Source organism: Streptomyces glaucus (assembly GCF_039533365.1).
In the GTDB taxonomy this organism is placed as follows: Bacteria; Actinomycetota; Actinomycetes; order Streptomycetales; family Streptomycetaceae; genus Streptomyces; species Streptomyces glaucus.
This window is the reverse complement of the sequence record NZ_BAAATK010000029.1, coordinates 1-26,040: the sequence shown is the minus strand read 5'-3', so window position 1 is coordinate 26,040 and position 26,040 is coordinate 1. Positions and strand designations below refer to the sequence as shown.

The 26,040-nt window shown below is 74.0% G+C and carries 24 protein-coding genes and 2 pseudogenes; 21 read left to right on the top strand and 5 right to left on the bottom strand.

Going from position 1 to position 26,040, the window contains the following annotated elements:
- Positions 1-94: 94 nt before the first annotated feature.
- On the bottom strand, positions 95-916 hold the full coding sequence (locus ABD363_RS21070; RefSeq protein ID WP_344605871.1) for a hypothetical protein: 822 nt from the start codon (positions 914-916) through the stop codon (positions 95-97).
- A 125-nt stretch (positions 917-1,041) separates the two neighbouring features.
- Here ABD363_RS21070 and ABD363_RS21065 point away from each other — a divergent pair, with 125 nt between their 5' ends.
- The 3 genes and pseudogenes from ABD363_RS21065 to ABD363_RS21055 form a co-directional block, all read left to right on the top strand.
- Positions 1,042-2,253, top strand: coding sequence for a pyridoxal phosphate-dependent aminotransferase (locus ABD363_RS21065; RefSeq protein WP_344605869.1), 1,212 nt, complete (start codon positions 1,042-1,044; stop codon positions 2,251-2,253).
- Positions 2,254-2,363: 110 nt separating this feature from the next.
- Positions 2,364-2,792, top strand: coding sequence for an SCO4983 family protein (locus ABD363_RS21060; RefSeq protein WP_344605867.1), 429 nt, complete (start codon positions 2,364-2,366; stop codon positions 2,790-2,792).
- Between the two features lie 187 nt (positions 2,793-2,979).
- Positions 2,980-3,141: pseudogene (locus tag ABD363_RS21055) on the top strand (serine protease); the annotation flags it as partial.
- 31 nt (positions 3,142-3,172) lie between these two features.
- Here ABD363_RS21055 and ABD363_RS21050 read toward each other — a convergent pair.
- The gene (locus tag ABD363_RS21050; RefSeq protein WP_344605865.1) at positions 3,173-4,783 is read right to left on the bottom strand and encodes an N-acyl-D-amino-acid deacylase family protein; all 1,611 of its coding nucleotides are present in this window, start codon (positions 4,781-4,783) and stop codon (positions 3,173-3,175) included.
- 9 nt (positions 4,784-4,792) lie between these two features.
- Positions 4,793-6,070, bottom strand: coding sequence for an amino acid deaminase (locus ABD363_RS21045; protein ID WP_344605863.1), 1,278 nt, complete (start codon positions 6,068-6,070; stop codon positions 4,793-4,795).
- Between the two features lie 138 nt (positions 6,071-6,208).
- On the opposite strand from ABD363_RS21045, the gene ABD363_RS21040 reads away from it, so the two are divergent.
- The 5 genes from ABD363_RS21040 to ABD363_RS21020 all read left to right on the top strand — a co-directional run bounded on the left by ABD363_RS21040 (position 6,209) and on the right by ABD363_RS21020 (position 10,782).
- Positions 6,209-7,351 carry a sugar kinase gene (locus ABD363_RS21040; protein ID WP_344605861.1) on the top strand — a complete coding sequence of 381 codons (1,143 nt, stop codon included), beginning with the start codon at positions 6,209-6,211 and terminating at the stop codon, positions 7,349-7,351.
- Positions 7,348-8,112 (top strand): IclR family transcriptional regulator, encoded by a 765-nt coding sequence (locus tag ABD363_RS21035; RefSeq protein ID WP_344605859.1) that lies wholly within the window; start codon positions 7,348-7,350, stop codon positions 8,110-8,112. The genes ABD363_RS21040 and ABD363_RS21035 overlap by 4 nt, the downstream gene beginning before the upstream one ends.
- The gene (locus ABD363_RS21030) at positions 8,109-8,519 is read left to right on the top strand and encodes a RidA family protein (protein ID WP_344605857.1); all 411 of its coding nucleotides are present in this window, start codon (positions 8,109-8,111) and stop codon (positions 8,517-8,519) included. The genes ABD363_RS21035 and ABD363_RS21030 overlap by 4 nt, the downstream gene beginning before the upstream one ends.
- A 107-nt stretch (positions 8,520-8,626) precedes the next feature.
- On the top strand, positions 8,627-10,102 hold the full coding sequence (locus ABD363_RS21025) for a GntP family permease (protein WP_344605855.1): 1,476 nt from the start codon (positions 8,627-8,629) through the stop codon (positions 10,100-10,102).
- 65 nt (positions 10,103-10,167) lie between these two features.
- On the top strand, positions 10,168-10,782 hold the full coding sequence (locus tag ABD363_RS21020) for a hypothetical protein (protein WP_344605853.1): 615 nt from the start codon (positions 10,168-10,170) through the stop codon (positions 10,780-10,782).
- Between the two features lie 19 nt (positions 10,783-10,801).
- Here the strand turns inward: ABD363_RS21020 and ABD363_RS21015 are convergent, their stop codons facing one another.
- Positions 10,802-12,139, bottom strand: a complete 1,338-nt coding sequence (locus ABD363_RS21015) for a M14 family metallopeptidase (RefSeq protein WP_344605851.1) — start codon at positions 12,137-12,139, stop codon at positions 10,802-10,804.
- Between the two features lie 307 nt (positions 12,140-12,446).
- Here ABD363_RS21015 and ABD363_RS21010 point away from each other — a divergent pair, with 307 nt between their 5' ends.
- The 4 genes from ABD363_RS21010 to ABD363_RS20995 all read left to right on the top strand — a co-directional run bounded on the left by ABD363_RS21010 (position 12,447) and on the right by ABD363_RS20995 (position 17,798).
- Complete coding sequence (locus ABD363_RS21010; RefSeq protein ID WP_344605849.1) at positions 12,447-14,819, top strand: ATP-binding protein; 2,373 nt, start codon at positions 12,447-12,449, stop codon at positions 14,817-14,819.
- Positions 14,820-14,895: 76 nt separating this feature from the next.
- On the top strand, positions 14,896-15,807 hold the full coding sequence (locus tag ABD363_RS21005; protein ID WP_344605847.1) for an anti-sigma factor RsbA family regulatory protein: 912 nt from the start codon (positions 14,896-14,898) through the stop codon (positions 15,805-15,807).
- 99 nt (positions 15,808-15,906) lie between these two features.
- The gene (locus ABD363_RS21000; protein ID WP_344605845.1) at positions 15,907-16,377 is read left to right on the top strand and encodes an ATP-binding protein; all 471 of its coding nucleotides are present in this window, start codon (positions 15,907-15,909) and stop codon (positions 16,375-16,377) included.
- 98 nt (positions 16,378-16,475) lie between these two features.
- Complete coding sequence (locus ABD363_RS20995; protein WP_344605843.1) at positions 16,476-17,798, top strand: Nramp family divalent metal transporter; 1,323 nt, start codon at positions 16,476-16,478, stop codon at positions 17,796-17,798.
- Between the two features lie 264 nt (positions 17,799-18,062).
- Here the strand turns inward: ABD363_RS20995 and ABD363_RS20990 are convergent, their stop codons facing one another.
- A complete protein-coding gene (locus ABD363_RS20990) occupies positions 18,063-18,398 on the bottom strand; it encodes a hypothetical protein (protein ID WP_344605841.1) in 336 nt (111 codons plus the stop codon).
- Positions 18,399-18,769: 371 nt separating this feature from the next.
- Here ABD363_RS20990 and ABD363_RS20985 point away from each other — a divergent pair, with 371 nt between their 5' ends.
- The 9 genes and pseudogenes from ABD363_RS20985 to ABD363_RS20945 all read left to right on the top strand — a co-directional run.
- Positions 18,770-19,579: a hypothetical protein gene (locus tag ABD363_RS20985; RefSeq protein WP_344605965.1), complete on the top strand. Its 810-nt coding sequence runs from the start codon at positions 18,770-18,772 to the stop codon at positions 19,577-19,579.
- A gap of 121 nt (positions 19,580-19,700) precedes the next feature.
- Positions 19,701-20,411 carry a Flp pilus assembly protein CpaB gene (gene cpaB, locus ABD363_RS20980; RefSeq protein ID WP_344605839.1) on the top strand — a complete coding sequence of 237 codons (711 nt, stop codon included), beginning with the start codon at positions 19,701-19,703 and terminating at the stop codon, positions 20,409-20,411.
- 9 nt (positions 20,412-20,420) lie between these two features.
- A complete protein-coding gene (locus ABD363_RS20975) occupies positions 20,421-21,674 on the top strand; it encodes a CpaE/TadZ family protein (RefSeq protein ID WP_344605837.1) in 1,254 nt (417 codons plus the stop codon).
- On the top strand, positions 21,671-22,087 hold the full coding sequence (locus ABD363_RS20970; protein WP_344605835.1) for a pilus assembly protein: 417 nt from the start codon (positions 21,671-21,673) through the stop codon (positions 22,085-22,087). The genes ABD363_RS20975 and ABD363_RS20970 overlap by 4 nt, the downstream gene beginning before the upstream one ends.
- 1 nt (position 22,088) lies before the next feature.
- The gene (locus ABD363_RS20965; RefSeq protein WP_344605833.1) at positions 22,089-22,517 is read left to right on the top strand and encodes a TadE family protein; all 429 of its coding nucleotides are present in this window, start codon (positions 22,089-22,091) and stop codon (positions 22,515-22,517) included.
- A 40-nt stretch (positions 22,518-22,557) separates the two neighbouring features.
- Positions 22,558-23,895: a TadA family conjugal transfer-associated ATPase gene (locus tag ABD363_RS20960; protein ID WP_344605831.1), complete on the top strand. Its 1,338-nt coding sequence runs from the start codon at positions 22,558-22,560 to the stop codon at positions 23,893-23,895.
- A gap of 18 nt (positions 23,896-23,913) precedes the next feature.
- Positions 23,914-24,858, top strand: coding sequence for a type II secretion system F family protein (locus ABD363_RS20955; protein WP_344605829.1), 945 nt, complete (start codon positions 23,914-23,916; stop codon positions 24,856-24,858).
- Between the two features lie 21 nt (positions 24,859-24,879).
- Entirely contained in the window at positions 24,880-25,767 is an 888-nt protein-coding gene (locus tag ABD363_RS20950; protein WP_344605827.1) for a DUF5936 domain-containing protein, read from the top strand.
- Positions 25,768-25,787: 20 nt separating this feature from the next.
- Positions 25,788-26,040, top strand: a pseudogene (locus tag ABD363_RS20945) (two-component sensor histidine kinase); the annotation flags it as partial.

Sequence of the window (26,040 nt, the reverse complement as noted above, 5' to 3'; positions counted from 1 at the left end):
GCGCCCTGGGGCCGCCGCCGGGTCCGGTCGCGCCGGACCGCCCCGGGCCGCGCCGGGCCAGGCGGCCCGTCCGCCCCGGACCGCGGGCCCGTGATCACTTGGCGCGTCCGGTGCTGCCGTGACCGCGCCCCGGCCTGCGGCCGGGGCCGTCCGGAGGCGGAGTGGCGGACGGGACCGGCGCGGCCGTGGAGCCGGTGGCGGACGGCGAGGCGGCGGACTCCTCCGGGGCGGCCGCCACCCCGGTGCGGCGCGGGGCGGCGCTCACCGCCCCGGACGGCGCCGCACCGCCGGGGACCCCGGCGCCGGGCGTCTTCCCGGCGGGCGATCCGGCGGAGGGCTCGGCGGGGGCGCCCGCCTGCGCGCCGCGCGACTCGGCCGGCGACGCCGGGGCCGGGGGAGTGGCACGCGCCTTCCCGCCCCCGTCCCCGGTCCCGTCCGGCGACGAACCCCGCGACGAACCCGGCGAGGAGTCCGGCGACGAGATCGAGGACGACTCCGGCGACGCCCCCGAGAAGACGAACCCGGCCACCAGGGCGGCCACCGACACGGCACCCGCCGCCTCGGCGGCGGCCACCGCGCGCCGCGCCCGCCGGGACCCCGGCCCGCGCCCGGCGTGCCGCGCCCGCGCTGGACCGGGCGGACCGCCCCGCCCCGTGCCGCCGCCCGCCGCGGGCCGTTCGGCCGCCACGGGCAGTTCGGCCGTCTCGTCGTACGCGTTCTGCCAGCCGTGGGCCGTCGCCGGATCGGCGTACTCCTCGTACGACGGCGGAGGGACGGCCCGCGGGTGGTACACGTTCGGGGGACCCTGGGGCTCGCCGGCCTCCGCGGGCGTACCGGGAACGCCGTACGCCCCGGCGGCATGGTGCGCGGCATGTGCGCCGTACGCCCCGTTCTCGTACTCGGATGGCCTGGACATGGCGGCGCATTGTAGAGACCGGCGGGGCCGGCGGGACAGCGGAGGGCGAAACCCGCACAAATCCCTCGTCTCACGTGGTGGAAAACACGGCCCGAGGAGCGTTACCCGGCCGTAAGCTCCCAGGCATGCAGGTGATCCAGTCGACCAAGCTCGCCAACGTCTGTTACGAGATCCGGGGCCCGGTGCTCGAGGAGGCGATGCGGCTGGAAGCCGCCGGTCACCGCATCCTCAAGCTGAACACCGGCAACCCGGCCGCGTTCGGTTTCGAGTGCCCGCCCGAGATCCTGGAGGACATCCTCCGCAACGTCTCCACCGCGCACGGCTACGGCGACGCCAAGGGGCTGCTGGCCGCGCGCCGGGCGGTCGTCATGCACAACCAGACCCTCGGCATCGAGACGGACGTCGAGCACGTCTTCATCGGCAACGGCGTCTCCGAGCTGATCGTGATGGCGATGCAGGGGCTGCTGGACGACGGCGACGAGGTCCTCGTGCCGGCGCCGGACTACCCGCTGTGGACGGCGGCCGTCTCGCTGTCCGGCGGCACCGCCGTGCACTACCGCTGCGACGAGCAGTCCGACTGGATGCCGGACCTGGCGGACGTGGAGCGCAAGGTCACCGACCGCACCAAGGCGATCGTCGTCATCAACCCCAACAACCCGACGGGCGCGGTGTACGACGAGGCGGTCCTCAAGGGGCTCACCGACATCGCCCGCCGCCACAACCTGCTGGTCTGCTCCGACGAGATCTACGACAAGATCCTGTACGACGGCGTCACCCACAAACCCACCGCGGCGGTCGCCCCGGACCTGCTGACGCTGACCTTCAACGGGATGTCGAAGGCGTACCGGGTGGCGGGGTACCGGGTCGGCTGGATGTCGATCTCCGGGCCGCGCGCGCACGCCGACTCCTATATCGAGGGCCTGACGATCCTGGCGAACATGCGGCTGTGCGCCAACATGCCGGGACAGCACGGCGTGGTCGCGGCGCTGAGCGGGCGGCAGTCCATCGACGACCTGGTGCTGCCGGGCGGGCGGCTGCGCGAGCAGCGGGACGTCGCCCACGAGCTGCTGACCCAGATCCCCGGGGTGACCTGCGTGAAGCCGAAGGGGGCGCTGTACCTCTTCCCGCGCCTCGACCCCAAGGTCTTCAAGGTCAGGGACGACCGGCAACTCGTGCTGGACCTGCTGCGGCAGGAGAAGATCATGGTCGTGCAGGGCACCGGGTTCAACTGGCCGGAGCCGGACCACTTCCGGGTGGTGACCCTGCCCACGGTCACCGATCTGCGGGACGCGGTGGGCCGGATCGGGCGGTTCCTGGACGGCTACGGCCAGCCCTGAGAGCCGGGCCGCCCACCGCGGGTGCGTATGGTGTCCGGATTTGTGAAGCACTCAACTTTAGACGAAATCCAAGCTAGGATGTCTTCCTGCAAGCACTCGGGAGGCCATCCATGTACGAACCGATCCGCACCAAGTCGGTCCACAGCACGATGGCCGGCGCCACCTCCGACTTCCCCCACCGGTCGCGTGAGGAAGAGCTGGACATCCAGCTCGCGGGCCATCTGGCGGCACTGCTCGCCGTCACCGACGAGCTGCGCGCGCTGGCGCCGTCCGCCGACCTGGACGCCGCGGCCGAACGGCTCGCCGGGCAGGTGGCCCGGTTGCGGGGCGGACGGACGCCGGCCCGTGCGGCGGTGACGGCCAAGGGCGGTGAACCGTGCCCGGCCGCACTGCACCGGCGGGCGCACGCGCTGGCGGGCCGCGCGCTGGTCGTGGCGGCGTCCCGCGCCGACACGGCGGCGGCGATCCTGGCCGCGGAACGCATGGACGCGCACGCCGCCGCGCTGGCCGGGGAGCGGGAACTGAGCGCCGCCGGCTGACCCCCTCGGGGTCCCTCGAACGGCCCCGGTCCGCGTGCACCCGCAGCGACGCGCGGACCGGGCGCCCCGCACCACCTGACCGCTTTCCCCCCGAGCCGGGCCCGCGGTGCCGTCTCCCCCCGCGGCGCCGCGGGCCCGGCTCCTCGCTGTCCCGGCGCGGCGCCCGGCCGTCGCGGGGAGGAGCGGGCGCCGCACGGCGAACAACCCCTGCGAGGCCGACGCGAACGGCGCCGTGACCGTCCGCCGGGGCGCCGGCTACGCCCGGCGGACCCACCGGATCCCCGCCTGCTTCGGCCTCGACGACAAGCTCGACCTCGGCCGCAGCGGCTGCGCCCGGCCCAAGCCGTAGGTCCGGCACGGGTCCGGGGCGGGGCCGGCGGTCACCGGGGGGCCCGGCGCACCGCCCGCCCCGCCAGCACGTCCGTCCGCCGCCCGTCCTCGATGACGAACCGCCCGTCGACGAGGACGTACGGGATGCCGACGGGGAGCCGGCGCGGCTCGGCGAAGGTGGCGCCCGCCGCGACCGTCGCCGGGTCGAACAGCACCAGGTCGGCCCGGTACCCCTCCCGCACCAGCCCCCGGTCCGGCAGCCGCAGCCGGGCCGCCGGGCGGGAGGTGAGGTGGGCGACGCACTCCTCCAGCGACAGCACCCCCAGCTCCCGCACGTACCGGCCGAGGTAGTGCGGGAAGGTGCCGTACGCGCGCGGGTGCGGCTTGGCGCCCTGGAGGATGCCGTCCGAGCCGCCGGTGTGCACGCGGTGCCGCATGATGGCCCGCACGTTCTCCTCGTGCCCGACGTGCTGGAGGATGGTCGGGCCGAGCCGGTCCGCCAGCAGCAGCCGGCGGGCGGTCGCCCAGGGGGCCTCGCCCCGCAGCCGCGCCGACTCCGCGACGCTGCGGCCCACGTGGTCGGACAGGGCCGGGTCGGTCACCCCGGAGATCTCGATCGTGTCCCACTCGACCGGCACGCCGTGGCAGCCGTCGGAGCCGGTGACCTCCAGGTCGTGCCGGATCCGCTCGGCGGTCGCCTCGTCGGCGAGCCGCCGCAGGACCTGCTCCGGGCCGCCCTCGCTCGCCCAGCCGGGCAGCAGGGCCACCAGGGTGGTGCAGCCCGGGGTGTAGGGGTAGGTGTCGAGGCTGATGTCGGCGCCCGCGGCGAGCGCCTCGTCGAGCAGCGCCAGCAGCTCGGGCGCCCGGCCCCGGTTCACGCCGAAGTTCATGGTGGCGTGGGCGAGGTGGAGCGGGCAGCCCGCCTCCCGGGCCAGGGCGACCATCTCCGCGTACGCCTGGAGAGCCCCGGCGCCGTAGGAGCGGTGGTGCGGGCAGTAGTAGCCGCCGTACCCGGCCACCACCCGGCACAGCTCGGTGAGTTCGGCGTCCCCGGCGTACATGCCGGGGGTGTAGGTCAGCCCGGACGACATGCCGACCGCGCCCTGCTCCATCCCCTCCGCGACCAGCCGCCGCATGCGGTCCAGCTCCCGGGGCGTGGCCTTCCGGTCCTCCCAGCCGACGGCGAGGGCGCGGACCGTGCCCTGGGGGATCAGGTAGGCCGCGTTCACCGCGATGCCCCGGTCCAGCCGGTCGAGGTACTCGCCCACCGACCGCCAGTCGAAGTCGACGTCGTCGCCGGGGCCGTTCCACCCGGCGATCGCGCGGCGCACCTCGTCGAGGGTGCGGTCGTCGACCGGCGCGTAGCTCAGGCCGTCCTGGCCGATGACCTCCAGCGTCACGCCCTGCGCCGCCTTGGCGGCGTGGTCGGGGTCCCGCAGCAGCGCCAGGTCGCTGTGGGCGTGCATGTCGATGAAGCCGGGGGACAGGACCAGCCCCTCCGCGTCCAGCTCGCGCACGGCCGTCGGGCGCTGGCAGCCCGCTGCCGCCGCCTCCTTGACGACGGAGACGATCCGGCCGCCGTCGACCACCACGTCGGCGCGGTACGCGGGGGCGCCGGAGCCGTCCACGACGTCGGCGTCCCGGATGACGAGGTCTTCCACGGCGGCCCCCTAGAAGAACGTGCGGATGTAGTCGACGACCGTGCCGTCCGCCTCGGCGAGGGGGATCAGCGGCCACTTGTCGAAGGACGTGCACGGGTGGGACAGCCCCAGGCCGAGCCAGTCGCCGACCCTCAGGTCGGCCTCCGGGTCCGTGCGCAGCCAGGTGTGCTGGTCGGACAGGGCGCTGACCGTGATGCCGGCGGCCGGGCGCTCGGCGCCGTCCCGGCGGACCACCCGGGCGACGGGCAGGTCGAGGTCGTGGGCCGCGTCCCGCTTGCCGGCGTTGAGGAACGCCTGGTGCGGTGACGGCCGCGACACCACCTGCGCCCACAGCCGGAACGCGGACTCCAGCGCGCCCTGCCCGGGGACGCGGTTGAACGGGGTGAGCCTGCGGTAGTGGCCGTCGTCGTGCGAGACGTACGCGCCCGAGCGCAGCAGCTTCAGCACGGGCCGGGACAGTTCCGGGATCCCGGCGAACACCTCGGCCACCGCGTCGAACCAGGCGCTGCCGCCCGCGCTGACCACGATCTCGTCCAGGTCCGCGAACCGCCCCGCCGCGTCGAAGGCGGCGGCGAGGGACACCAGCCGCCCCAGCCAGGCCCGCACCCGCTCCGGGTCGGCCCGCGGCACCTCGCCCTCGTACCCGGCGACACCGGCCAGCCGCAGCGTGGGCGCGGCCGCCACCGCGTCGGCGACGGCCGCGCACTCGGCCTCCGTGCGCGCCCCGGTCCGGGCGTCCTCCCCGGCGGCCAGCTCCACCACCACGTCCACCGGGCGTCCGGCCCCGGCCAGCGCCGCGTCCATCAGATGCACCCCGCGCACGGAGTCGACGTAGCAGACGAAGCGGAAGCCGGGGTCGGCCGCCAGCTCGGCGGAGAGCCAGCGCAGGGCCGCCGGGTCCACCAGCTCGTTGGCGAGGAAGATCCGCCGCACGCCGAAGGCGCGGGCCACGCGCACCTGGTGCGGCACCGCCAGGGTGATCCCCCAGGCGCCGTGCTCGATCTGCCGGGCGAAGAGCTGCGGGGCCATGGAGGTCTTGCCGTGCGGGGCGAAGGCGAGGCCGTGGCGGGCCGCGTACGTCTCCATCAGCCGCAGGTTGTGCGCCAGGCGCTCGGCGGACAGGGCCAGCACGGGGGTGGTGAAGCCGCCGGTGAACAGGTTGCGGCGCTGGGCGGCCAGCTCGCCGACGGTCAGCCCGTCGGCGTCCGACGGGAGGCCCTTGAAGCGGGGGCCGACGCGTTCCTCGGCGAGGCCGGCGAGCGCTTCGGCGCTGGTGGCGAGAGCCATGGAGCCTCCTGATCCAGAGCGTTGCGCTATGTGCAACGTCCATTGCGTATGTCGCTCAGTGCTGTCTAACATCTCGGCCACGCGGGGTCAACGGAGCCGCCGACGACCACCGCCCGACGCCGAGGAGCTACGAGCATCGTGACCGCCACCGGACCCTGCAACGCCCCCGGCGTCGTGGACGTCGTCGCGCTCGGCGAGTCCATGGTCACGTTCCTGCCCTCCCGGCCGGGACGGCTGGCCGACGTGCCGTCCTTCGACCGCGCGATCGGCGGCGCGGAGTCCAACGTGGCCTGCGTGCTGGCGGCGGCCGGGCACACCGCGCGGTGGGTCAGCAGGGTGGGGGCCGACGGGTTCGGCGACCACCTGGTGGAGGCGATCGGGGCGTACGGCGTCGACGTGTCGCACGTGCGGCGCGATCCGGAGCGCCCCACCGGCGTCTACTTCCGCACCGCCGGGGACCGGGCGTCCGCCGCGCACGAGGTGGCGTACTACCGGGCCGGATCCGCGGCCTCGGCGATGGCGGTCGGGAACATGGACCTGGACGCCGTCCGCTCCGCGCGGATCCTCCACCTGTCCGGCATCACGGCCGCCCTCTCCGCCGACTGCCTGGAGCTGATGCGCGAGCTCACCGCCCGCCGCCCCGGACGCCCGCTGGTCTCCTTCGACGTCAACCACCGGCCCGGGCTGTGGCGGGACGCCGACGGCCCGCGCGTGCTGCTGGAACTGGCGCGCGGCGCGGACATCGTGTTCGTCGGCGACGACGAGGCCCGCGCGGCCTGGGGCCTGCACGGCCCGCGGGCCGTCCGCGACGCGCTGCCCGAGCCCGGAACGCTGGTGGTCAAGCAGGGCCCGGGCGGCGCGCTCGCCTTCGGCGGGCCGGCGGCGGACACCGACGGCGCCGTCACCCGCGTTCCCGCCCCGCACGTCGAGGTCGTCGCCGCCGTCGGCGCCGGGGACGCCTTCGCCGCCGGGTTCCTCTCCGCCACCCTGCGCGGGCTGCCCGTGCGCGACCGGCTGCGGTACGGGCACCTGGCGGCCGCCGCCGCGCTCACCGTCCCCGGCGACCTGGCCCCGCCGCCCGCCCGCCGGCCGCGCGAGCGCCCGCCCGGGGCCGCCCCGGAAGCCGGGCGCCCGGCGCCGTCCCCGGCGCGCCGCCCCACCTGGATCGACCACGCCGGCCGCCTGGCCGCCCTCGACGACCGGGCGTGGGGGAGACTTCGACTCGGCCCCGGGTGGACCGACACCGTGGACCGGGCCGAGGAGGAGGTACGCACGCCATGAGCCAGACCGTCGACCGCGCGCTCAGCATCCTGCCGCTGCTCGCCGAGGGGCCCGCCGACCTCGGCCAGGTCGCCGACCGCCTCGGCGTGCACAAGTCCACCGCCCTGCGCCTGCTGCGCACCCTGCACGAGCACGGCTTCGTCTACCGCCAGTCCGACCAGCGCTACCGCCTCGGCGCCCGCCTGATCGCCCTCGCCCAGGAGGCGATGGAGAACCTCGACGTCCGCGAGATCGCCCACCCCCACCTGGTCCGCCTCAACGAGAGGTGCGGGCACACCGTGCACCTCGCCGTCCACGAGGAGGACGAGGTGCTCTACATCGACAAGGTGGAGAGCCGCTACCCGGTGCGGATGTACTCCCGGATCGGCAAGCCCGTCGCCATCACCGTCGCGGCCGTGGCCAAGCTGCTCCTGGCCGACCTGCCCGAGCCCGAGCGGCGGGCGGTGGCCGAGAAGCTCGACTACCCCCTGTACACGCCCCGTTCGACACCGAACGCCGAAGCCTTCCTGGCGGAACTGGCCAAGGTGCGCGAACAGGGCTGGGCCACCGACCTCGGCGGCCACGAGGAGTCCATCAACTGCGTCGCCGCGCCCATCCGGGGCGCCGACGGCCGGGTCGTCGCCGCGATGTCGGTCTCCGCGCCGAACGTCGTCGTCACCGCCGACGAACTCCTCACCCTGCTCCCCCTGGTGCGCCGCACGGCGGACGCCATCAGCGGCGAGTACTCCGGCAGGACCCCAGCCAAGGAAGCCAGTTCATGACCGAGAAGACCGCACTCACCCCGAAGACCCACACCACCCCGCCCGCCCGGTTCTCGCACGGCGTGCGGAAGGGCAACATCCTCCAGGTCGCCGGCCAGGTCGGCTTCCTGCCGGCCGAGCCGGGCAAGCCGCCCACGCCCGCCGGGCCGACCCTGCGCGAGCAGACCCTGCAGACCCTCGCCAACGTCGAGGCCGTCCTCCGGGAGGGCGGCGCCGGCTGGGACGACGTGATGATGATCCGGGTCTACCTCACGGACACGGACCACTTCGCCGAGATGAACGAGATCTACGACGCCTACTTCGACGAGCAGGGCCTCACCCAGCCGCCCGCCGCCCGCACGACGGTCTACGTCGGCCTCCCCGCCGGGCTCCTCGTCGAGATCGACGCGCTCGCCGTCCTGGGCTGACACCCCCTCACCTCCCGCACGCCGCAGTCCGGCACGGCGCACCCGGTGCGCCGTGCCGCGATCCCCCCTGCCCGAAAGCTGTATGCGTTCACGTAGAGGACCCCCGAATGTCCCGTCCGCTCGCCGCCGCCACGCCCGAAGCGCCACCCCACACCGGAGGTCTGCTCCTCCTCGTCGACGGCACCGCGGGCCTGCTGCTGGTCGCCGCCCTCGGCATCGCGCTGCTGCTCTTCCTGATCATCAAGGTCCGGCTCCAGCCGTTCGTCGCCCTGCTCGCGGTCTCCATAGCCGTCGGCCTGCTCGCCGGGCTCTCCGTCACCGAGCTCTTCGGCACCGTCCAGCGTTCGGACGCCGTCTCCACCATCGAGTCCGGCATGGGCGGCATCCTCGGCCATGTCGCCGTCATCATCGGCCTGGGCACCATGCTCGGCGCGATCCTCGAAGTCAGCGGCGGCGCCGAGGTCCTGGCGTCGCGGCTGCTGAACCTGTTCGGCGAGAAGCGCGCGCCGTGGGCCATGGGCCTCACCGGCCTGATCTTCGGCATCCCGGTCTTCTTCGACGTCGGCATCTTCGTCCTCGCGCCGCTCGTGTACGCGGCGGCCAGGCGGTCCGGCAGGTCGATCCTGCTGTACTGCCTGCCCCTGCTGGCCGGCCTGTCCATGACCCACGCCTTCCTGCCGCCGCACCCCGGCCCGGTGGCCGCCGCCGGCCTGCTGCGCGTGGACCTCGGCTGGGTGATCCTCATGGGCGTCGTCTGCGGTGTCCCCGCGGTGCTCGCCGCGTGGGCGTTCTCGGCGTGGATCGGGCGGCGCGTCTTCGTCCCCGTCCCGCAGGACATGGCCGAGGCGGCCGACGAGGCGAGGAACGCCGTACTCGCCGAGCAGCGCGCGGCCGGGGCGGAGCCCCGTGAGCAGCCGGTCGCCCTCGGCACCGTCCTCGGCATCATCGGCACGCCGCTGGTCCTGATCCTCGCCGCCACCTTCTCCTCGATCGCCCTGGACCCGTCCACCCTCCGCTCGGTGATCGAGTTCCTCGGCCACCCGTTCGTGGCCCTGACCCTGGCCCTGCTCCTGGCGTACTACCTCCTCGGCGTCCGCCGCGGCTGGTCCCGCACGTCCCTGGAGACGGTGTCGACCTCCTCCCTCAAGCCGGTCGGCAACATCCTGCTGGTGGTCGGCGCGGGCGGGGTCTTCGGCGCCGTCCTCAAGGCCAGCGGAGTGGCCCAGGCCCTGTCGGACACCTTCGCCGACGTGGGCCTGCCGGTGATCGTGCTGTCGTACCTGCTGTCGCTGGTGCTGCGGGTGGCCCAGGGCTCGGCGACGGTGGCGATCGTCACGACCGCGGGCATCGTGGCCCCGCTGGTGTCGGAGGGGGACCACTCCCAGGCCTTCGTCGCGCTGGTCATCATGGCCGTCTCGGCGGGGTCGATCTTCGCCTCGCACGTCAACGACGGCGGCTTCTGGATCGTGGCGAAGTACTTCGGCATCAGCGAGCGGGACACGCTCAGGACCTGGACGGTGCTGGAATCGGTGCTGTCCGTCGCGGGGTTCGCGGTGGCGGCCGTGCTGAGCGTGTTCGTGTAGGCGTCTGATAACGAAGTCGGGACCGGCTGTGCCCGGCACAGGTTCGTCGACCATACTGCTCGGCTGTGGAGCAGCGCATAGGTTCGAGCAGCCAGCCCCTGGAGACCGTGCCCCTGAAGGGCGCCGGATTCGACCCGGCCTTCGTCCCCGGGCTCACCCCGCCCGCGTCCGGCGAGGCGCGGGACGCGGAGCCGGAGCGGACGGCGAAGGCCGAGGACGCCGGCGGGCCGGAGGAGACCGAGGCGGCCGGGGAGTCCGAGCAGGCGAAGGACACCGAACAGGCGGAGGACGCCGGGGAGGTGACGGACGCCGGGGAGGCGGAGGACGCCGGGGAGGCCGTCCCCGACGGTCCCGTCTTCGAGGCGTCCGACCGCCGCGCGCGGATCGTCGCCGACCACCGCGGCATCCGGCTCGCCCTGGACGACCAGGAGTGCGAGTTCCGCTGGGACGAGATCGGAGCGGTGGAGACGGAGACCGCCCGCTTCGGCAAGCGGTTCACGGTCACCGTGCACACTCCTGACCGGCGCTGGTACCCGATCGAGATCGAGGCGCCGGCCAGGAGCCGCTTCAAGGAGTGGGACGCCCGGCTGGACGCGGTCCTGGACGCCTACTTCGAGGACGGCGGTGACGCCGAGGCCGCCGAGGACGCGGCGGAGGCGTCCGGCGAGGACCGGGAGTAGTCCCCGGACCGACCCGGGCCTAACCGCAGTACTGGGCCTGCTTGCCGATGGACCGGTACATGCAGTCCGCGTTCTCCAGCAGTTGCAGCACCGCGTCCCGGTTGCGCGACGTCTCCCGCTCGATGACCTCGTCGGGCGGGTAGAACCCGCCGCCCGCGCTGGACGACGGGTACATCTCGAAGGTGTACGCGAAGATCCTGTGGGTGCCCCAGAGGTAGTCGTCGATCGACCCGTCGGTGATGTACAGGTCGCTGGACTGCTGGGCCGTGTAGCCGTTGCTCGCGCCCATCCTCCGCCCCACCGTGGCGAAGGCGTTGCGGTCGTCGGCGGTCATCCCGGTCGTGGTGTCGGAGTAGGTGTGCCCGAACGGCCACAGCACCAGTTCGCTGTAGGTGTGGAAGTCGATGCTCGCCCTGATCTGCTGCACCCCGCCGACGACCCGGCTGCGCACGAAGTCGGCGACCACCTTCACCTCGGGCGCGGACTCGGGCGCCGGACCCCGGTAGGTGTCGGAGGACGGCGACCCGGAGGAGCCGCCGCAGCAGCCCCAGCGGTAGCTCCAGTTGCGGTTCAGGTCCGTCCCCACGGCCGTGGAGCCGGAGTTGGGCTGGCGGTTCTTGCGCCAGGAGCGGTAGGAGCCGGTCGCGATGTCGTACTCGCCGCCGTCCGGGTTGAGGTCGGGGACGATCCAGATCTCCCGGTTGTTCACCATGCCGGTGACGCGGGAGTCGGAGCCGTAGCCGGCGCCCAGCTCGCGCAGCAGGTACAGGGCCATCTCCACGGTCAGGTGCTCGCGCGCGTGCTGGTGGTGGGTGAACAGCACCTCCGGCTCGGACTCGTCGGCCGTCACGTTGTCGCTGACCTTGATGGCGACGATGTCCCGGCCCTGGTACGACTTTCCGATGACCCGCTTGCTCATGATGGTCGGGTGGGCGGCGATCCGCTGGTCGATCTCGGCGTTCATCTCGGCGTGGTTGTGGTAGCGCGAGTCGGCCGAGGGGAAGTCGTACAGCCGTACGTCGTCCGCGCCGCCGGACCGGTCGGGGACCGCGCCCAACGGGGTGACGTCGTAGCCCAGCCGGCGCAGTTTCCGGATCTGGCCGGCGCGGCCGGAGACGACGACGGTGTGGTCGCCGGCCTCGTCCACCGTCACGCCGGCCTGCTGCAGCGCGGTACGGGACCGGGCGTCGGAGGGCGTGCGGACCTCGTACTGCCGGATGTCGTCGGCGGCCGGCTCCGCCTCGGCGGCGCTGTCGGCGGTGGCCTGCGTCGCCGTCGCGGACAGGGGCGCCGCGAGCGCGAGGGCGAGGAGGGCGGCCAGGGCGGCGGAGCGTCTGCCGCGGATGCGAAGTCGCATGAAATCTCCTGGTGGGAGGTGGGGTCGTTCCGTGCGACGTGCGAAGGTGCGTGGTGCGGTGCCGCTCATCGTCCGCTTTTGTCATGCGCAGGTCAATAGGAGGACGGAGGGGCGGCGACCGGATTCCGTCGCCCGCAGGCCGCGCAGTCTACGGGGGCCGAAGACCCGCGACGCGATCCTGGACGAAGTGCACTCGGGGGTGTGACACCGCATGTGCATATATGTAGGGATCGGGGGATAGTGGGGTCCGCATGAGAGGGGCTGGAGTGTCCGGCTCCTCGGACCCACCCCAGAGGACTGGCTGATCATGGGCGGATCAGCGCCACGACGGGACCATCACCTGCCGGTCGAGACGACCAGCTTCGTCGACCGGCGCGGCGAACTCACCGAAGGCCGCGAGTTGTTGGCCCGGGCGCGTCTGGTGACCCTGACCGGGCCGGGCGGCGTCGGCAAGACCCGGCTCGCCGCGCGCATCGCGGCCCGCGTCGCCCGCGCCTTCCCGGACGGCGTGCGCTTCGTGCACCTGTCCGGGCTGCGCGACGCGGCGCTCGTCCCGCTCACCGCCGCCGAGTCGCTCGGCCTGTACGACCACTCCGCGCAACCGCCGCTGGACGTGCTGGTCGAGCACGTACGGGACCGCCGGCTGCTGCTCGTCGTCGACAACTGCGAGCACCTGCTGGGGGCGTGCGCCGACCTGGCCGCGGCGCTGCTGCGCGGCACCCCCGGCGTGCGGATCCTCGCCACCAGCCGCCACCGCCTCGGCCTGACCGAGGAACACCTCATGGAGGTGCGGCCGCTGGCGGTGCCCGACCCGGACGGCGACCTCTCCGCCGCCGAGGGCTACCCGGCGCTCACCCTCTTCGCCGACCGGGCCGCCGCCGTCGTCCCCGGCTTCCGCCTCACCCCGGACAACCGGGCCGCCGTCGCCCGCCTGTGCCGGCGCCTCGACGGACTGCCCCTCGCCATCGAACTGGCCGCCGTCCGCATGCGCGTCCTCGGCGTCGAGCAGCTCCTCGAACGCCTCGACGACCGCTACCGCCTGCTGTCCGCCGGCAGCCCCGCCGTCCTGCCCCGCCACCAGACCCTGCGCGCCGCCGTCGACTGGAGCCACGACCTGTGCACCGAGCGGGAGCAACTGGTGTGGGCCCGGCTGTCGGTGCTGGCCGGCGCCTTCGACCTGGAGACGGCCGAAGCGGTGGGCGCGGACGAGGCGGAGGCGGGCGAGGGGGAGCCCGGAAGCGGGGAGCGCACCCCGCACGTCCCGCGCCACGACGTCCTGGAGGCCGTCGCCGGGCTCGTCGACAAGTCCGTGCTCTGCCGGGAACCGGGGCCCGGCGGCGCGCGGTACCGGCTGCTCGACACGTTACGGCACTACGGCCTGGACCGGCTGCGGCGGCTGCCGGGCGAGGAGGACGCCGCCCGGACACGGCTGCGGAACTGGGTGCTGCGCCGGGCCGAGGACTGCGAGCGCGGCTGGTTCGGTCCCGGCCAGCGGGAGATCGTCGCACGGCTGCGCGCCGACCACGACAACCTGCGGGCCGTCCTCGACCACAGCCTCGGCACCCCCGGCCAGGCCCGCACCGCCCTCCGGCTCGCGGGCACCCTGTGGTTCTACTGGCACGCCTGCGGCCTGCCCCGCGAGGGCCGCTACTGGCTCGACCGCGCCCTCGACGCCAACCCCGAGCCGACCCGGGAGCGGGCCCGCGGCCTGTGGACGGCCGGCCTGCTCGCCGCCGTCACCCGGGACCTCGCCCGGGGCCGCCGCCTCGCCGAGGACGCCCGCGCGCTGGCCCGCGCCCTCGGCGACCCGGCCGAGGAGGCCCACTCCGAGTACGTCATCGGCGTCCTGACGCTCTTCGGCGACGACCTGCCGGGCGCGCTGGCCCACTTCGAGGCCTGTGTGGCCCGCGGCCCCGTCCCCGGCCAGCACCTCGGCGTCTTCGGCCTCGACCGGGTCGAACTCGCCTGCGCGCTCGGCCTCCTCGGCCAGGCCGACCGGGCCCTCGCCGTGGGGGAGGAGACCCTGCGGCTGTGCGAGGAGCACGGCGAGGAATGGGTGCGCTCCTACGTCCTGCGGATGCTCGCCCTCGCCCAGACCGTGCGCCGGGACTGGGCGCGGGCCGAGCGGTACGCCCGTGAGGCGCTGCGCCTCAAACTCGCCCTCCACGACGTCACCGGCAGCGCGCTCACCCTCGACCTGCTGGCGGTGATCGCCGCCGAGCGCGGCGCCCACGAGCGCGCCGCCGTCCTGCTGGGCGGCGCCGACCGGGTCTGGGCCGGCATCGACCGCGACCGCTGGGGCTCGGCGGCCCTGACCTCCGTGCGCCGGGACAGCGAGGAGCGGGTCTGCGCGGCCGTCGGACGCCGCGACTTCGAGCGGGCGTACGGCCGGGGCGCCGGCCTGTGCCTCACGGAGATCGTCGGCTACGCGCTCCAGGAACCGCCCCGCGAGGAACCGCCCGCCGAGGCCGGGCCGCCCGGCGGCCCCACGGGCGTGCGCCTGACCCGCCGCGAGACCGAGGTCGCCCAGCTCGTCGCCGAAGGACTGGCCAACCAGCAGATCGCCGACCGCCTGGTCATCGCCCGGCGCACCGCCGAAGGCCACGTGGAGCGCATCCTCAGCAAGCTCGGCTTCAGCAACCGCAGCCAGATCGCCGCCTGGGTGACGGCCCAGCGCTGAACGCCCCCACCAGGACGCCACCCCCCACCAGGACGCCACCCCCCACGGGAGCACCATCCACCACCAGGGGAGACACATGGACACCCGACCCGCACCGGCTCCCGGTGCCTTCGACCACCGCATCGCCGTCTTCGACAGCGACGACGGCTTCCTGGCCGCCGCCCTGCCCTTCCTCGCCGAGGGTCTCGCCGCACCGGACGAGCCCCCGCCGGTGGCCGTCGCCGCCCCCCGCAAGCTGGACCTGCTGCGCGACGCCCTCGGCGGCGACGCGGGACGCGTCCGCTGCGTCCCGCACACCGACTGGTACACCGGCTCCGCCGCCAATGCCGTGGCCCAGGGCGCCGGCTACCTCGCCGCGCACGCCGGCCCCGGCGGCCGGATCCACCTCCTCATGGAACCGGCCTGGGACGGCCGCGCCGGCCGCTCCGTGCGCGAGAGCGCCGAGTGGATCCGCTACGAGGCCCTCACCAACCTCCTCTTCGCCCCCTTCCCGACGACCGCCCTGTGCGCGTACGACGTCCGCGTCGCCGGCCCCGCCGTCGTCGCGGCGGCCCGCCGCGCCCACCCGGACACCGACGTGTACGAGGACCCGGTCCGGCTGGCGGCCGAGCTGGACGCCGTACCGCTGCCGCCGCCCCCGGCCGACGCGCACCGCCTCGCCCCGCCGGACGCCGACGCGGTGCAGGCCTGGGCGGTCGCCCGCGGCCTGCCCGTGGCGGAGGCCGAGCTGTTCGCCACGGCCGTCGCCGAGACCGCGGCGTTCCTCGGCCCGCTCACCGGCGCCGCCCTGCTGTGGGGCGAGCCGCCGGCCTGCGTCTGCGAGCTGCGCGCCGCCCGCCGCGTCGACGACCCGCTGGCCGGCTTCGTCCCGCCGCCCGCCACCGCCCCGCAGCCCGGCCAGGGGCTGTGGTACGCGCGGCAGGTGTGCGCGTACGTCGACGTCCGCGACGACGCCGCCGGGGCCGCCGTGCGCCTGCAGTACGCGTAGCGGCGCGGGTACGGCCGGCGCCGGGCGCGGGGAAAGCAGGTAGGGGAACGGGTAGTCCTCCCCCTGCGCCGGACCGGTCCGCGCGGTCACCCTGAGGACATGCTGCGACTCTCCGGGGACCCCGAGGACCGGTACGGTGCGTTCCCCCAGCCGCCGCTGGGTGCGGGCCATCTGAGTATCGAGTACGACCCCCGCCCCTGCGCCGTCCGTGAGGCCCGTGCGGAGGTCCGCCGGCAACTGGAGGCGTGGGGGCTCGCGGAGCGGGACGACGTGGTGGAGGTGGCCGAGCTGCTCGTCAGCGAGCTGGCCACCAACGCCCTGCTGCACTCCGCGACCCGCTTCCGGCTCACCCTGTTCGCCGCGCACGGCGTCCTGCGCTGCGAGGTCACCGACGCGGACCGCCGGGTGCCGCAGGTGCTCGACGCGGGCTGCGCGGAGAACGGCCGCGGCATGCTCCTGGTGCAGGCGCTCGCCCGGCGCTGGGGCTGTCACCAGGACGGGCAGGGCAAGACCGTGTGGTTCGAGCTCGGCACGTGCGGGTCGGACGGCTGCGGCCGGCGCCGGCCGTAGGACCGCGCGGGCGCCGGGCCCGCCCGTTGGGCACGGCGGGTGAAGATCCGCGCACGCCCCCTTGTCCCCACCGGCGGCTTTGGGCTTACGTGGCGTGCATGGCGGACACCACGGGAAACACACACAGCACTGCCGCGGCACCGGTCCCCGGCCCGGCCCCCCGCAAGTCGAGCTGGAAGTACATCGGCCCCGGCATCGTCGTCGCCGCGACCGGCGTGGGCGCCGGCGACCTGGTCGCCACGCTCATCGCGGGCAGCAACTTCGGCTACACGCTTCTGTGGGCCGCGGTCGTCGGCTGCCTGGTGAAGATCGCCCTCGCCGAGGCGGCCGGCCGCTGGCACCTGTCCACCGGCCGCACCCTGTTCGACGGCTGGGCGAGCCTCGGCCGCTGGACGACGTACTTCTTCGTGGTCTACGCCGTGATCTGGGGCTTCGTCTACGGCGCGGCGGCGATGTCGTCCAGCGCGCTGCCGCTGCACGCCCTGTTCCCGGACGTGATGGACCTCGAGTGGTGGGGCGTGGTCTGCGGCCTGGTCGGCCTGGCCTTCGTCTGGTTCAACAAGTACGCGGTCTTCGAGAAGGTCATGACGGTCCTGGTGGGCGTCATGTTCGTGGTGACGGTGTACCTGGCGGTCCGGGTCACCCCGAACCTCGGGGACGCCCTGGCCGGCCTGGTGCCGGTCCTGCCCGACGAGAAGGACTCGGTGCTCAACACCCTCGGCCTGATCGGTGGCGTCGGCGGCACCATCACGCTCGCCGCCTACGGCTACTGGGTCAACGCCAAGGGCTGGACCCACACCGGCTGGATGAAGGTCATGCGCCTGGACAACCGCGTCGCGTACGCCACCACGGGCGTGTTCGTGGTGGCCATGCTCTTCGTCGGCGCCGAGCTCCTGCACTCCGCGAACGTCGCCATCGCGAGCGGCGACAAGGGCCTGATCCAGCTCGGCGACATCCTGGCGCAGGAGTACGGCACGGCCACGGCGAAGTTCTTCCTCATCGGCTTCTTCGCCACCTCCTTCACCTCCCTGATCGGCGTCTGGCACGGCGTGAGCCTGATGTTCGCCGACTTCGTGGCGCGCTACCGGGAGCGCGGCGCGCTGAAGGGCGAGGAGGTCGCCGCGGGGGCCCGGGAACGCTCCTGGCCCTTCCGCGCCTACCTGCTCTGGCTGACCTTCCCGCCCACCGTCCTGCTCTTCCAGGGCCAGCCCTTCCGGCTGGTCGTCCTCTACGGCGTCCTGGGCGCGGCCTTCATGCCGTTCCTGGCGCTGACCCTGATCTGGCTGCTCAACTCCTCCCGCACCCCGGCCCCGTGGCGCAACGGCCCGCTGAGCAACGCCATGCTCGCCGTCGCCGGGCTGCTCTTCCTGGTCCTGTGCGTGAAGCAGGTCTGGGACCAGCCGTGGTCGGAGTTCTTCTAGCGCCCGGTTCCTCGCGCACCCCTCCGGCGCGGTGGGCCCGGGGACGTCTCACGGCCCCCGCACGGCGACGCCGAGGAGCCCCCGGCCCGCGCGACGCGGGGCGGGGGCTCCTCGGCCGGGCGGGGCCGGTCCCGTCCGCGCGCACCCCGCGCCGCAGCACCCGCGCCACCGTCGCCAGACGGCGCGCGTACTTCACCGCCACCGCGCCGAACAGGGCGGTGAGCAGCGTGAGGACGACGTGACCGGCGCCGGGCACCCCCATGGCTAGTGCACCTCCACCGAGTCGACGATCCTCCCCAGGTCGGCGTCCGGCAGTTCGCCCCGGGCCGCGTCGACGCGGATCGCGAAGGCCGTGCCGGCCGAGTCCAGGCCGGTCAGGATCACGCCCTCGACCGGCGTGCCCCTGGGCGGGCCGGCGTCCTCGCCGGTCGCGGTGGAGGCGAAGTCGATCCGCCTGGCCTCGTCCGCGCCGGCCAGCTCCACGGCCTGCTGGCCGCGCACGTCGGCGCCCAGCTGGATGCCCGCCTCGGCGGCGGTCGCGCCCCGGTCGTCGTATCGGTACGTCCGTCCGCGCGGCCGTATGCCTCCCCCGCGAGCCATGCCGCACCCCTCCTTGCCCAGCAGCACCTCTGTTCGGACGGCGAGGCGGGGTCCGTGACGGCCGGCGACGCCTGGGCCCGAGGGCCCAAACCCCGGGCCCAAGATCCGGTGGGCCCGCCCGGATCCGGGCCGGGCGCGGGGACGGGGCCGGCAGGATGCTCAACCTGACCCGGTTTGGCGTGTCTTGTGCGAGGACAGTTGCTCATCGGCTGCACAAACGCTGTTCTCCGGCCACAGAGGCGTGGATACAGTGCTGAGGTAGTCACGCAGTGAAGTCACCGGGGTGTGCCGGAGCCGTGCCGGCGGACCGACGGGCATGGGGAAACGGGGAGCTGCGCGTGCCAACTGCCATTGCCGTGACCAGTGCCGACATGGCGCTGCCACCGCAGGACGAACGGACCCTGCCCGCCACCGTGCTGCAGGACCTGGACCGGCGTCCGCTGGAACAGGCGCTGACCGAGATGCAGGGGCTCCTCGACCGGCACGGTCATGTGATCGTGGTGTGCTCGCGGGCCGTCCCCGCGGGCGTGCGGCGCCGGCTGCACACCATCCGCTCCCTCCTGGAGAGCGACCGGATCGCGCTGTTCCGCCCGGATCTGCCCCCGCTCGGACTGGCCGCGCTGGCCCGCCAGCTGCGGCAGCTCGCCTCCTGCGACCTCAGCCCCGGCGTGCTCGCCTCGGCCGGCCGGCTGCTCACCCACTACATCCACGCCGGGGCGCTGCTCGGCTCCGTCGCCCGGCTCGACCGCGTCCCCGTGGGCCTGAAGGCGCACGCCAGGTCCTGGGTGCCGGGCAGCCAGTTCGGCGTCCTCGCCCATCCCGAGCCGCGGCTGGTGCGGATCGGCCCCGGAGCCACCCTGCCCGGGCCGGAGTTCGGCACCTGGATGCTGGTCGCCAAGGGCCAGCTCCAGTCCGACTGGGTCACCGCCACCCTGGCCCCGTCCTGGAACGTCCTCGGGCTGCGCGAGTGCCCGCCGCCCGCCGAGTCCGCCGGCTGGTGGGGCACCGGCCGGCTGATCGAGTTCTGCACCTACCTGCCCGACCTGTCGGTCCTGTACCAGCTGGTGACGTCCGTACGGCGGAGCACCTGCCACTGGTGCGGCATCGACCTCATCGGGGACCGGTGCGTGTTCTGCTCCGCCACTCCACCCGTCCACGAGAACCGGACGCCCGTCGGGTGAGTCCCGAACCACAGGGCGCACGACGGGACCGGCGTCCCCGGTACGCGCTCCCGACCCGCCCGGACCACCGCTCGCACCCGTATCCCGCTCGACCGATATCCCCCATGAGGTTGTACGGTTCATGAACTCCCGTCAGCGCCGCGGCGTGATTCTCCTGCTCGTGTCGGTCGTCTGCGCCCTCGGCGCGTTCGCCGGCGTGCTGTCCGTCATCAGCGACGTGAAGTCCAAGGTCGGCCCCGAGGTCACCGCGTACCGGCTCAAGGACGACGTGGCGCCCTACACCACCCTCAGCACCGGCCAGTTCGAGAAGATCTCGATGCCCGAGCGGTGGCTGTCGAAGAACGCGGTCACCGATCTCTCCCGGATCCAGGGCAAGATCGCGGTGACCACCTTGCGCGAGGGCTCCCTGCTGCAGAGCGACATGATCGTCGACCGGCCCGCCCTGCAGCCCGGGCAGCAGGAGGTCGCCATCATGATCGATGCGGCGACCGGTGTCGCCGGCAAGATCACGCCGGGCTCCACCGTCAACGTGTACGCCACCTTCGAGGGAGAGCGTGAGGGTGACCCCGCTCAATCCAAGATCATCGTAACAAACGCCAGAGTCCTCGACGTGGGCGAGCTGACCGCGCTCAAGCCCGGCGAGAGCGACCGGAACCGGCAGCAGCCCACCGACGCCGTCCCCATCACCTTCGCGCTGTCCACCATCGACGCCCAGCGCATCACCTACGCCGAGTCGTTCGCCCAGCGGGTCCGGCTCGCGCTGGTGGCGCCCGGCAGCGACACCACCGTCCCGGACTCGCAGCGGACGTACGAACTCGCGAAGGACAAGTGAGAGGCCCGCATGCCCACCAGGATCCTCCCGGCGATCGGCGACGCGGACGCGGTCCGGTCCATCACGACACTGCTCAGCCAGCTCCCGGACGCCGAGCCGGTGGCCCCGGTCGCCGACTCCACCCAGCTCGTCGACACCCTCGCGCGGCTGGCCGCCGAGTCGGTCGACGAACTGCCCGAGGTCGTGGTGGTGCACGAGCGGATCGGCCCGGTGCCCGCACTGGAGCTGATCCGCGAGGTCGCCCTGCGCTTCCCGGCCGTCGGCGTCATCCTCGTCACCTCCGACGCGAGCCCCGGCCTGTTCCAGGCCGCCATGGACTACGGCGCCCGCGGCCTGGTCGCCCTGCCGCTGAGCTACGAGGAGCTGGCCAGCCGCGTCCAGGCGGTCGCCCAGTGGTCGGCGGGCGTACGGCGCCATCTGGGCGCCGGCGGCGACGTGTTCACCGGCGTCGGCGGCACGGTCGTCACGGTCAGCGGCGCCAAGGGCGGCGTGGGGACCACCCTGACGGCGATCCAGCTGGCCCTGGCGGCCCAGGCGTCGGGCCGCAGCACGGCCCTGGTGGACATGGACCTCCAGACGGGGGACGTCGCCTCCTACCTGGACGTCCAGTTCCGCCGGTCGGTGGTGGACCTGGCGGCCATCACCGACATCTCCCCGCGCGTCCTGGCCGACGCCGTCTTCCGCCACGACACCGGCGTCGCCCTGCTGCTCGCCCCCGCCGAGGGCGAACGCGGCGAGGACGTCACCGACCGCGCCGCCCGGCAGATCGTCAGCGCCCTGCGCTCCCGCTACGAGGTCGTCGTCATCGACTGCGGCGCCCAGCTCAGCGGCGCCGGCGCGGCGGCCGTGGAGATGGCCGACCGGGCGCTGCTGGTCACCACCCCGGACGTGGTCGCGGTCCGGGGCGCCAAACGCGTGGTGCGGATGTGGGACCGGCTGCAGGTCCGCAAGGCGGAGGAGACCACGATCGTCGTCAACCGCCACACCCGGGCCACCGAGATCCAGCCCCCGCTGATCCAGAAGATCACCGGCACGGCGGTCGCGGCCACCGCGATCCCGGCCCACTTCAAGGAACTCCAGGGCGCCGTGGACGCCGGACGCGTCCACGAGCTGGACAGCAAGGGCGCGGTCAAGCAGGCTCTGTGGGGCCTCGCGGGCGAACTCGGGCTCGTCAAGGCCTCCGAGGGCGACCGGAAGGCGGGCAGGCTCCGGGGCGACCGGGGCGCGGTGAGCCTCCGGCGGCGGAAGGACGGTGGGGGATGACACGGCGCGTCCCGGCACGGGCACGGGACCGGGAGCGGCGGACGGCGCGCGACCGGGGCCAGGTCACGATCGAGTTCCTCGGCATGACACCGACGATCCTCGTCACGCTGGTGGCGCTGTGGCAGGTGGTCCTCGTGGGGTACACCTTCACCCTCGCGGGCAACTCCGCCGACGAGGCCGTACGGCAGGGCACGGCCGCGGCGCCGGGACAGCGGCAGGCGGCGTGCGAGCAGGCCGGCCTGGACAAGCTGTCGGACGCGTGGCGGGAGGGCGCCGACGTCAGCTGCGCGACGGCCGGCGGCTACGTCACCTCCGACGTGACGCTGAGGGTCCCCGTCCTGTTCCCGGGCACGATCGCTTTCCCCTTCGAGGTCGAGGGCCACGCGGGCGCCGTCGAGGAGGCGAAGAACTGAGATGCCGTACGGCAACGACGACCGCGAGCGCCGGGAGCGGCAGCGGCGCGACCGGGAACGCCGGGAACACGAGCGCCGGGAGCGGCAGCGGCGGCGCGACGCCGGCCAGGTCGCCCTCGAGTACCTGGGCTTCCTCCCGGTCCTGCTCGTCACGGCGATGGCGGCCGTACAGCTCGGCCTGATCGCCTACACCGCCCAGCAGGCCGGCACCGCCGCCCGGACCGGCGCGCGCAGCGCCTCCCTGGACGAGGACTACCAGCAGCACTGCAAGGCCGCGCTCAGCGACTGGCTGGCCGACCGGACCACCTGCACGGCGGCGTACTCGGGCGAGGAGGTCACCGTCACCGCCTCCGTGCAGATCCCCTCGGTCGTCCCCGGCTGGACCTTCGACGACGCCGAGAAGACGGCGACGATGCCGCTCGACCGCTGAGGCACCCAGAAAGCCCGGAACGAACGAGGAGCACCGGACCATGAGCCTGCGGGCACGCATCCACTCCCCCGAGGAGAACGGCAACCGGGGCGAGGACGGCCACCTGGTCGCCTCCTACCGCGCCAAGCTCCTGGAGGAGATCGACCTCGCGGAGATGAGTTCGCTGGCCGCGGCCGAACGCAGGGCCCGGCTGGAGCGCGTGCTCGGACACATCATCAGCCGCGAGGGCCCCGTCCTGTCGACGATCGAACGCTCCCAGCTGATCCGCCGGGTCGTCGACGAGGCCCTGGGCCTGGGCATCCTCGAACCCCTCCTGGAGGACGCCTCCATCACGGAGATCATGGTGAACGGCCCCGACGCGATCTTCGTGGAGCGCGGCGGCCGGGTGGAGCAGCTGCCGCTGCGGTTCGCCTCGAACGACCAGCTCATGCAGACCATCGAGCGCATCGTCTCCACCGTCAACCGCCGCGTCGACGAGTCCAACCCGATGGTCGACGCCCGCCTGCCCTCCGGCGAACGCGTCAACGTCATCATCCCGCCGCTGTCCCTGACCGGCGCCACCCTCACCATCCGCCGCTTCCCGCGCTCCTTCACCCTGCACGAGCTGATCGGCCTCGGCTCGCTCGACGAGCCCATGCTGTACCTGCTGGCGGCCCTGGTGCAGGCCAAGTTCAACATCATCGTCTCCGGCGCCACGGGCACCGGCAAGACGACGCTGCTCAACGCCCTGTCCGGGCTCATCCCCGAGGGCGAACGCATCATCACCATCGAGGACTCCGCCGAACTCCAGCTCCAGCAGGCGCACGTGATCCGCCTGGAGTCCCGCCCGCCGAACGTGGAGGGCAAGGGCCGGGTCACCATCCGCGACCTGGTCCGCAACTCGCTGCGGATGCGCCCCGACCGCATCGTGGTCGGCGAGGTCCGCGGCGGCGAGTCCCTGGACATGCTCCAGGCGATGTCGACGGGCCACGACGGCTCCCTGGCCACCGTCCACGCCAACAGCGCGGAGGACGCCCTGATGCGCCTGCAGACCCTGGCCTCCATGTCCGACGTGGAGATCCCCTTCGTGGCGCTGCACGACCAGATCAACAGCGCGGTCGACGTCATCGTCCAGCTCACCCGCTTCGCCGACGGCGCCCGCCGCATCACCGAGATCGCCCTGCTGGACAGCCACGGCGGCGAGCCGTACCGGCTGGCCACGGTCGCCCGCTTCAACGCCCGGCCCATGACGGCCGACGGCCGCGTCCACGGCGCGTACGAGCATCTCCCGCTCCCGCGCCGCGCCGCCGACCGCCTCCACATGGCGAGCCAGCCCGTCCCCCAGGCCTTCGGCGTCGCCCGGTCCGCGGACCAGCTGGCCACCCGAGAAGCCAGGTAGGAGGGAGGAACCGTCCCCATGGATCTCCAGACCCTGATCACGCTCACCACCGGCGTCACCCTGCTGACCTGCGTCCTGGCCGTCGTGGGCCTGCACTCCTACGCCATGGGCCGGGCCCAGCGCCAGGCCCTGGTCGACCGCCTGTCGGCCACCGGCCAGGTCCCGGCCGCGGGCCGCCGGCGCCGCTTCCGCACCCTGGACCGCCGCCTGCGCCGCACGGACCTCGGCCGCAGACTGGAACTGCGCCTGGCGGCGACCGGCCTGGACATCACGCCGGGCGAGTTCTTCGTCGCCATGCTCGCCGCGGTCGCGGGCCTGTGGCTGATCGGCCAGGCGGCGCTGGCCCCCTTCTTCGGCCCGCTGGCCGGCCTGCTGGGCGTCTGGGCGGCGCTGCAGTTCCTCAACTGGCAGCGCCAGAAACGCATCGAGAAGTTCATCAACCAGCTTCCCGAACTGTCCCGCATCCTGGCCAACGCCACCCAGGCGGGCCTGGCCCTGCGCACCGCGATCGGGATGGCCGCGGAGGAGCTGGAGGCCCCGGCGGGCGAGGAACTCGGCAAGGTGGCCGCCCAGCTCGCGGTCGGCGCCTCCCTGGACGACGCGCTGGGCGAGATGGCGGACCGGCTGCCCTCCCGCGAACTGGTCGTCCTGGTCACCACCCTGGTCCTGTCGAACCGGGCGGGCGGCCAGGTGGTGAGCGCGCTGCGCAACCTGACCGAGACGCTGGAGGAGCGCAAGGAGACCCGGCGCGAGGTCCGCACCCAGCTGTCCCAGGTGAGCATGACGTCGTACGCCGTGCCGGTGCTCGGCGTCGGCTCCCTGTTCCTGATGGACGGGGTGAAGGACGGCGCGCTGGAACGCATGACGGGCTCGCCGTTCGGCCAGGGCGCGGTGATCGTCGCGTTCTCGCTCTACGCGGTCGGCTTCGTCCTCATCCGCCGCCTGTCCCGCATCGACGTCTGAGAAGGCAGGGGAGAACAACCGATGGGACTTCTGCTCGCCCTGCTCATGGGCCTCGGCGTCTGGGGCGTCTTCGCCGGCATCCGCATGTACCGGGCGGAGGCGAAGCTCCCCGGCGACCTCGCGCTGGCCCTGGAGGTCGGCGCCACCCGCACCGGCGCGGTCGACTCGCTGGTGGACCGCCTCGGCATGCGGTACGCCCCCGCCGTGCTGCGCCTGATGGGCCCCAAGCAGGTCGCCAGGTACCGGCGCAGGATCGACCTGGCGGGCAACCCCGGCGGCCTGACCATCGACCGCTACGCGGCCCGCCGGGCGGTCTACGGCTTCCTGGGCGCCGTCGGCTTCCTGGTCTTCCTCCTGCGCGGCCAGCTCTTCGTGGCGCTGCTGCTGCTCGCCTTCGGCGCGTTCTGGACGGAGGTCGGCATCTGGTCGGCGATCCGCATCCGCAAGGACGTCATCGAACGCACCCTTCCCGACTTCCTCGACGTGCTCGCGGTCGTGGTGAGCGCGGGCCTGGGCTTCCGCCAGGCCCTGGACCGGGTGGCGTCGAAGTACGAGGGCCCGTGGGCGGACGAGCTGCGCATCACCCTGCGCCAGATGGACCTGGGCATGAGCCGCCGCGAGGCCTTCGCGGAGCTGCGGCGGCGCAACGACTCCGAGCAGGTCGCGATGTTCGTGACGGCGTTGCAGCAGGGCGAGGAGCTGGGCGCGCCGATCGTGGACACGCTGGTGGCGCTGGCCAAGGACATGCGGCGCACGGACGCGCAGAACGCCCGCCGCAAGGCCGCCCGCGCGGTCCCCAAGGCCACCATGATGATCACCACGTTCATGGTCCCGGCGACCATGATCCTCCTCGGCGCCGGACTGATCCTCGGCTCGGGCACGGACTTCGGCTCGATCACGGGCAAGTAGGGCGGAGGCGGGAAACGGCCATGTCGACCACGGAACCCAGGGAACGCGCGGGGCTGCTGCGCCGCCGCCCCAGAGCCCCGGAGATCACCACCCCGCCGGCGGGCACGGTCCTGCCGGCCCACGTCCGCACGGGCGCCCCCGACGTCCCGGTGACGTCGGTGACACCGGCGCTGCCGCCGGGGTGGGAGCCGGTGGACAGGGCGGCGGCGCCCCGGCCGGGGCGGCCCGCTCCCGCACCACCGGCGGCGGAGCCGGCCCCGGCACGGCCGGCCG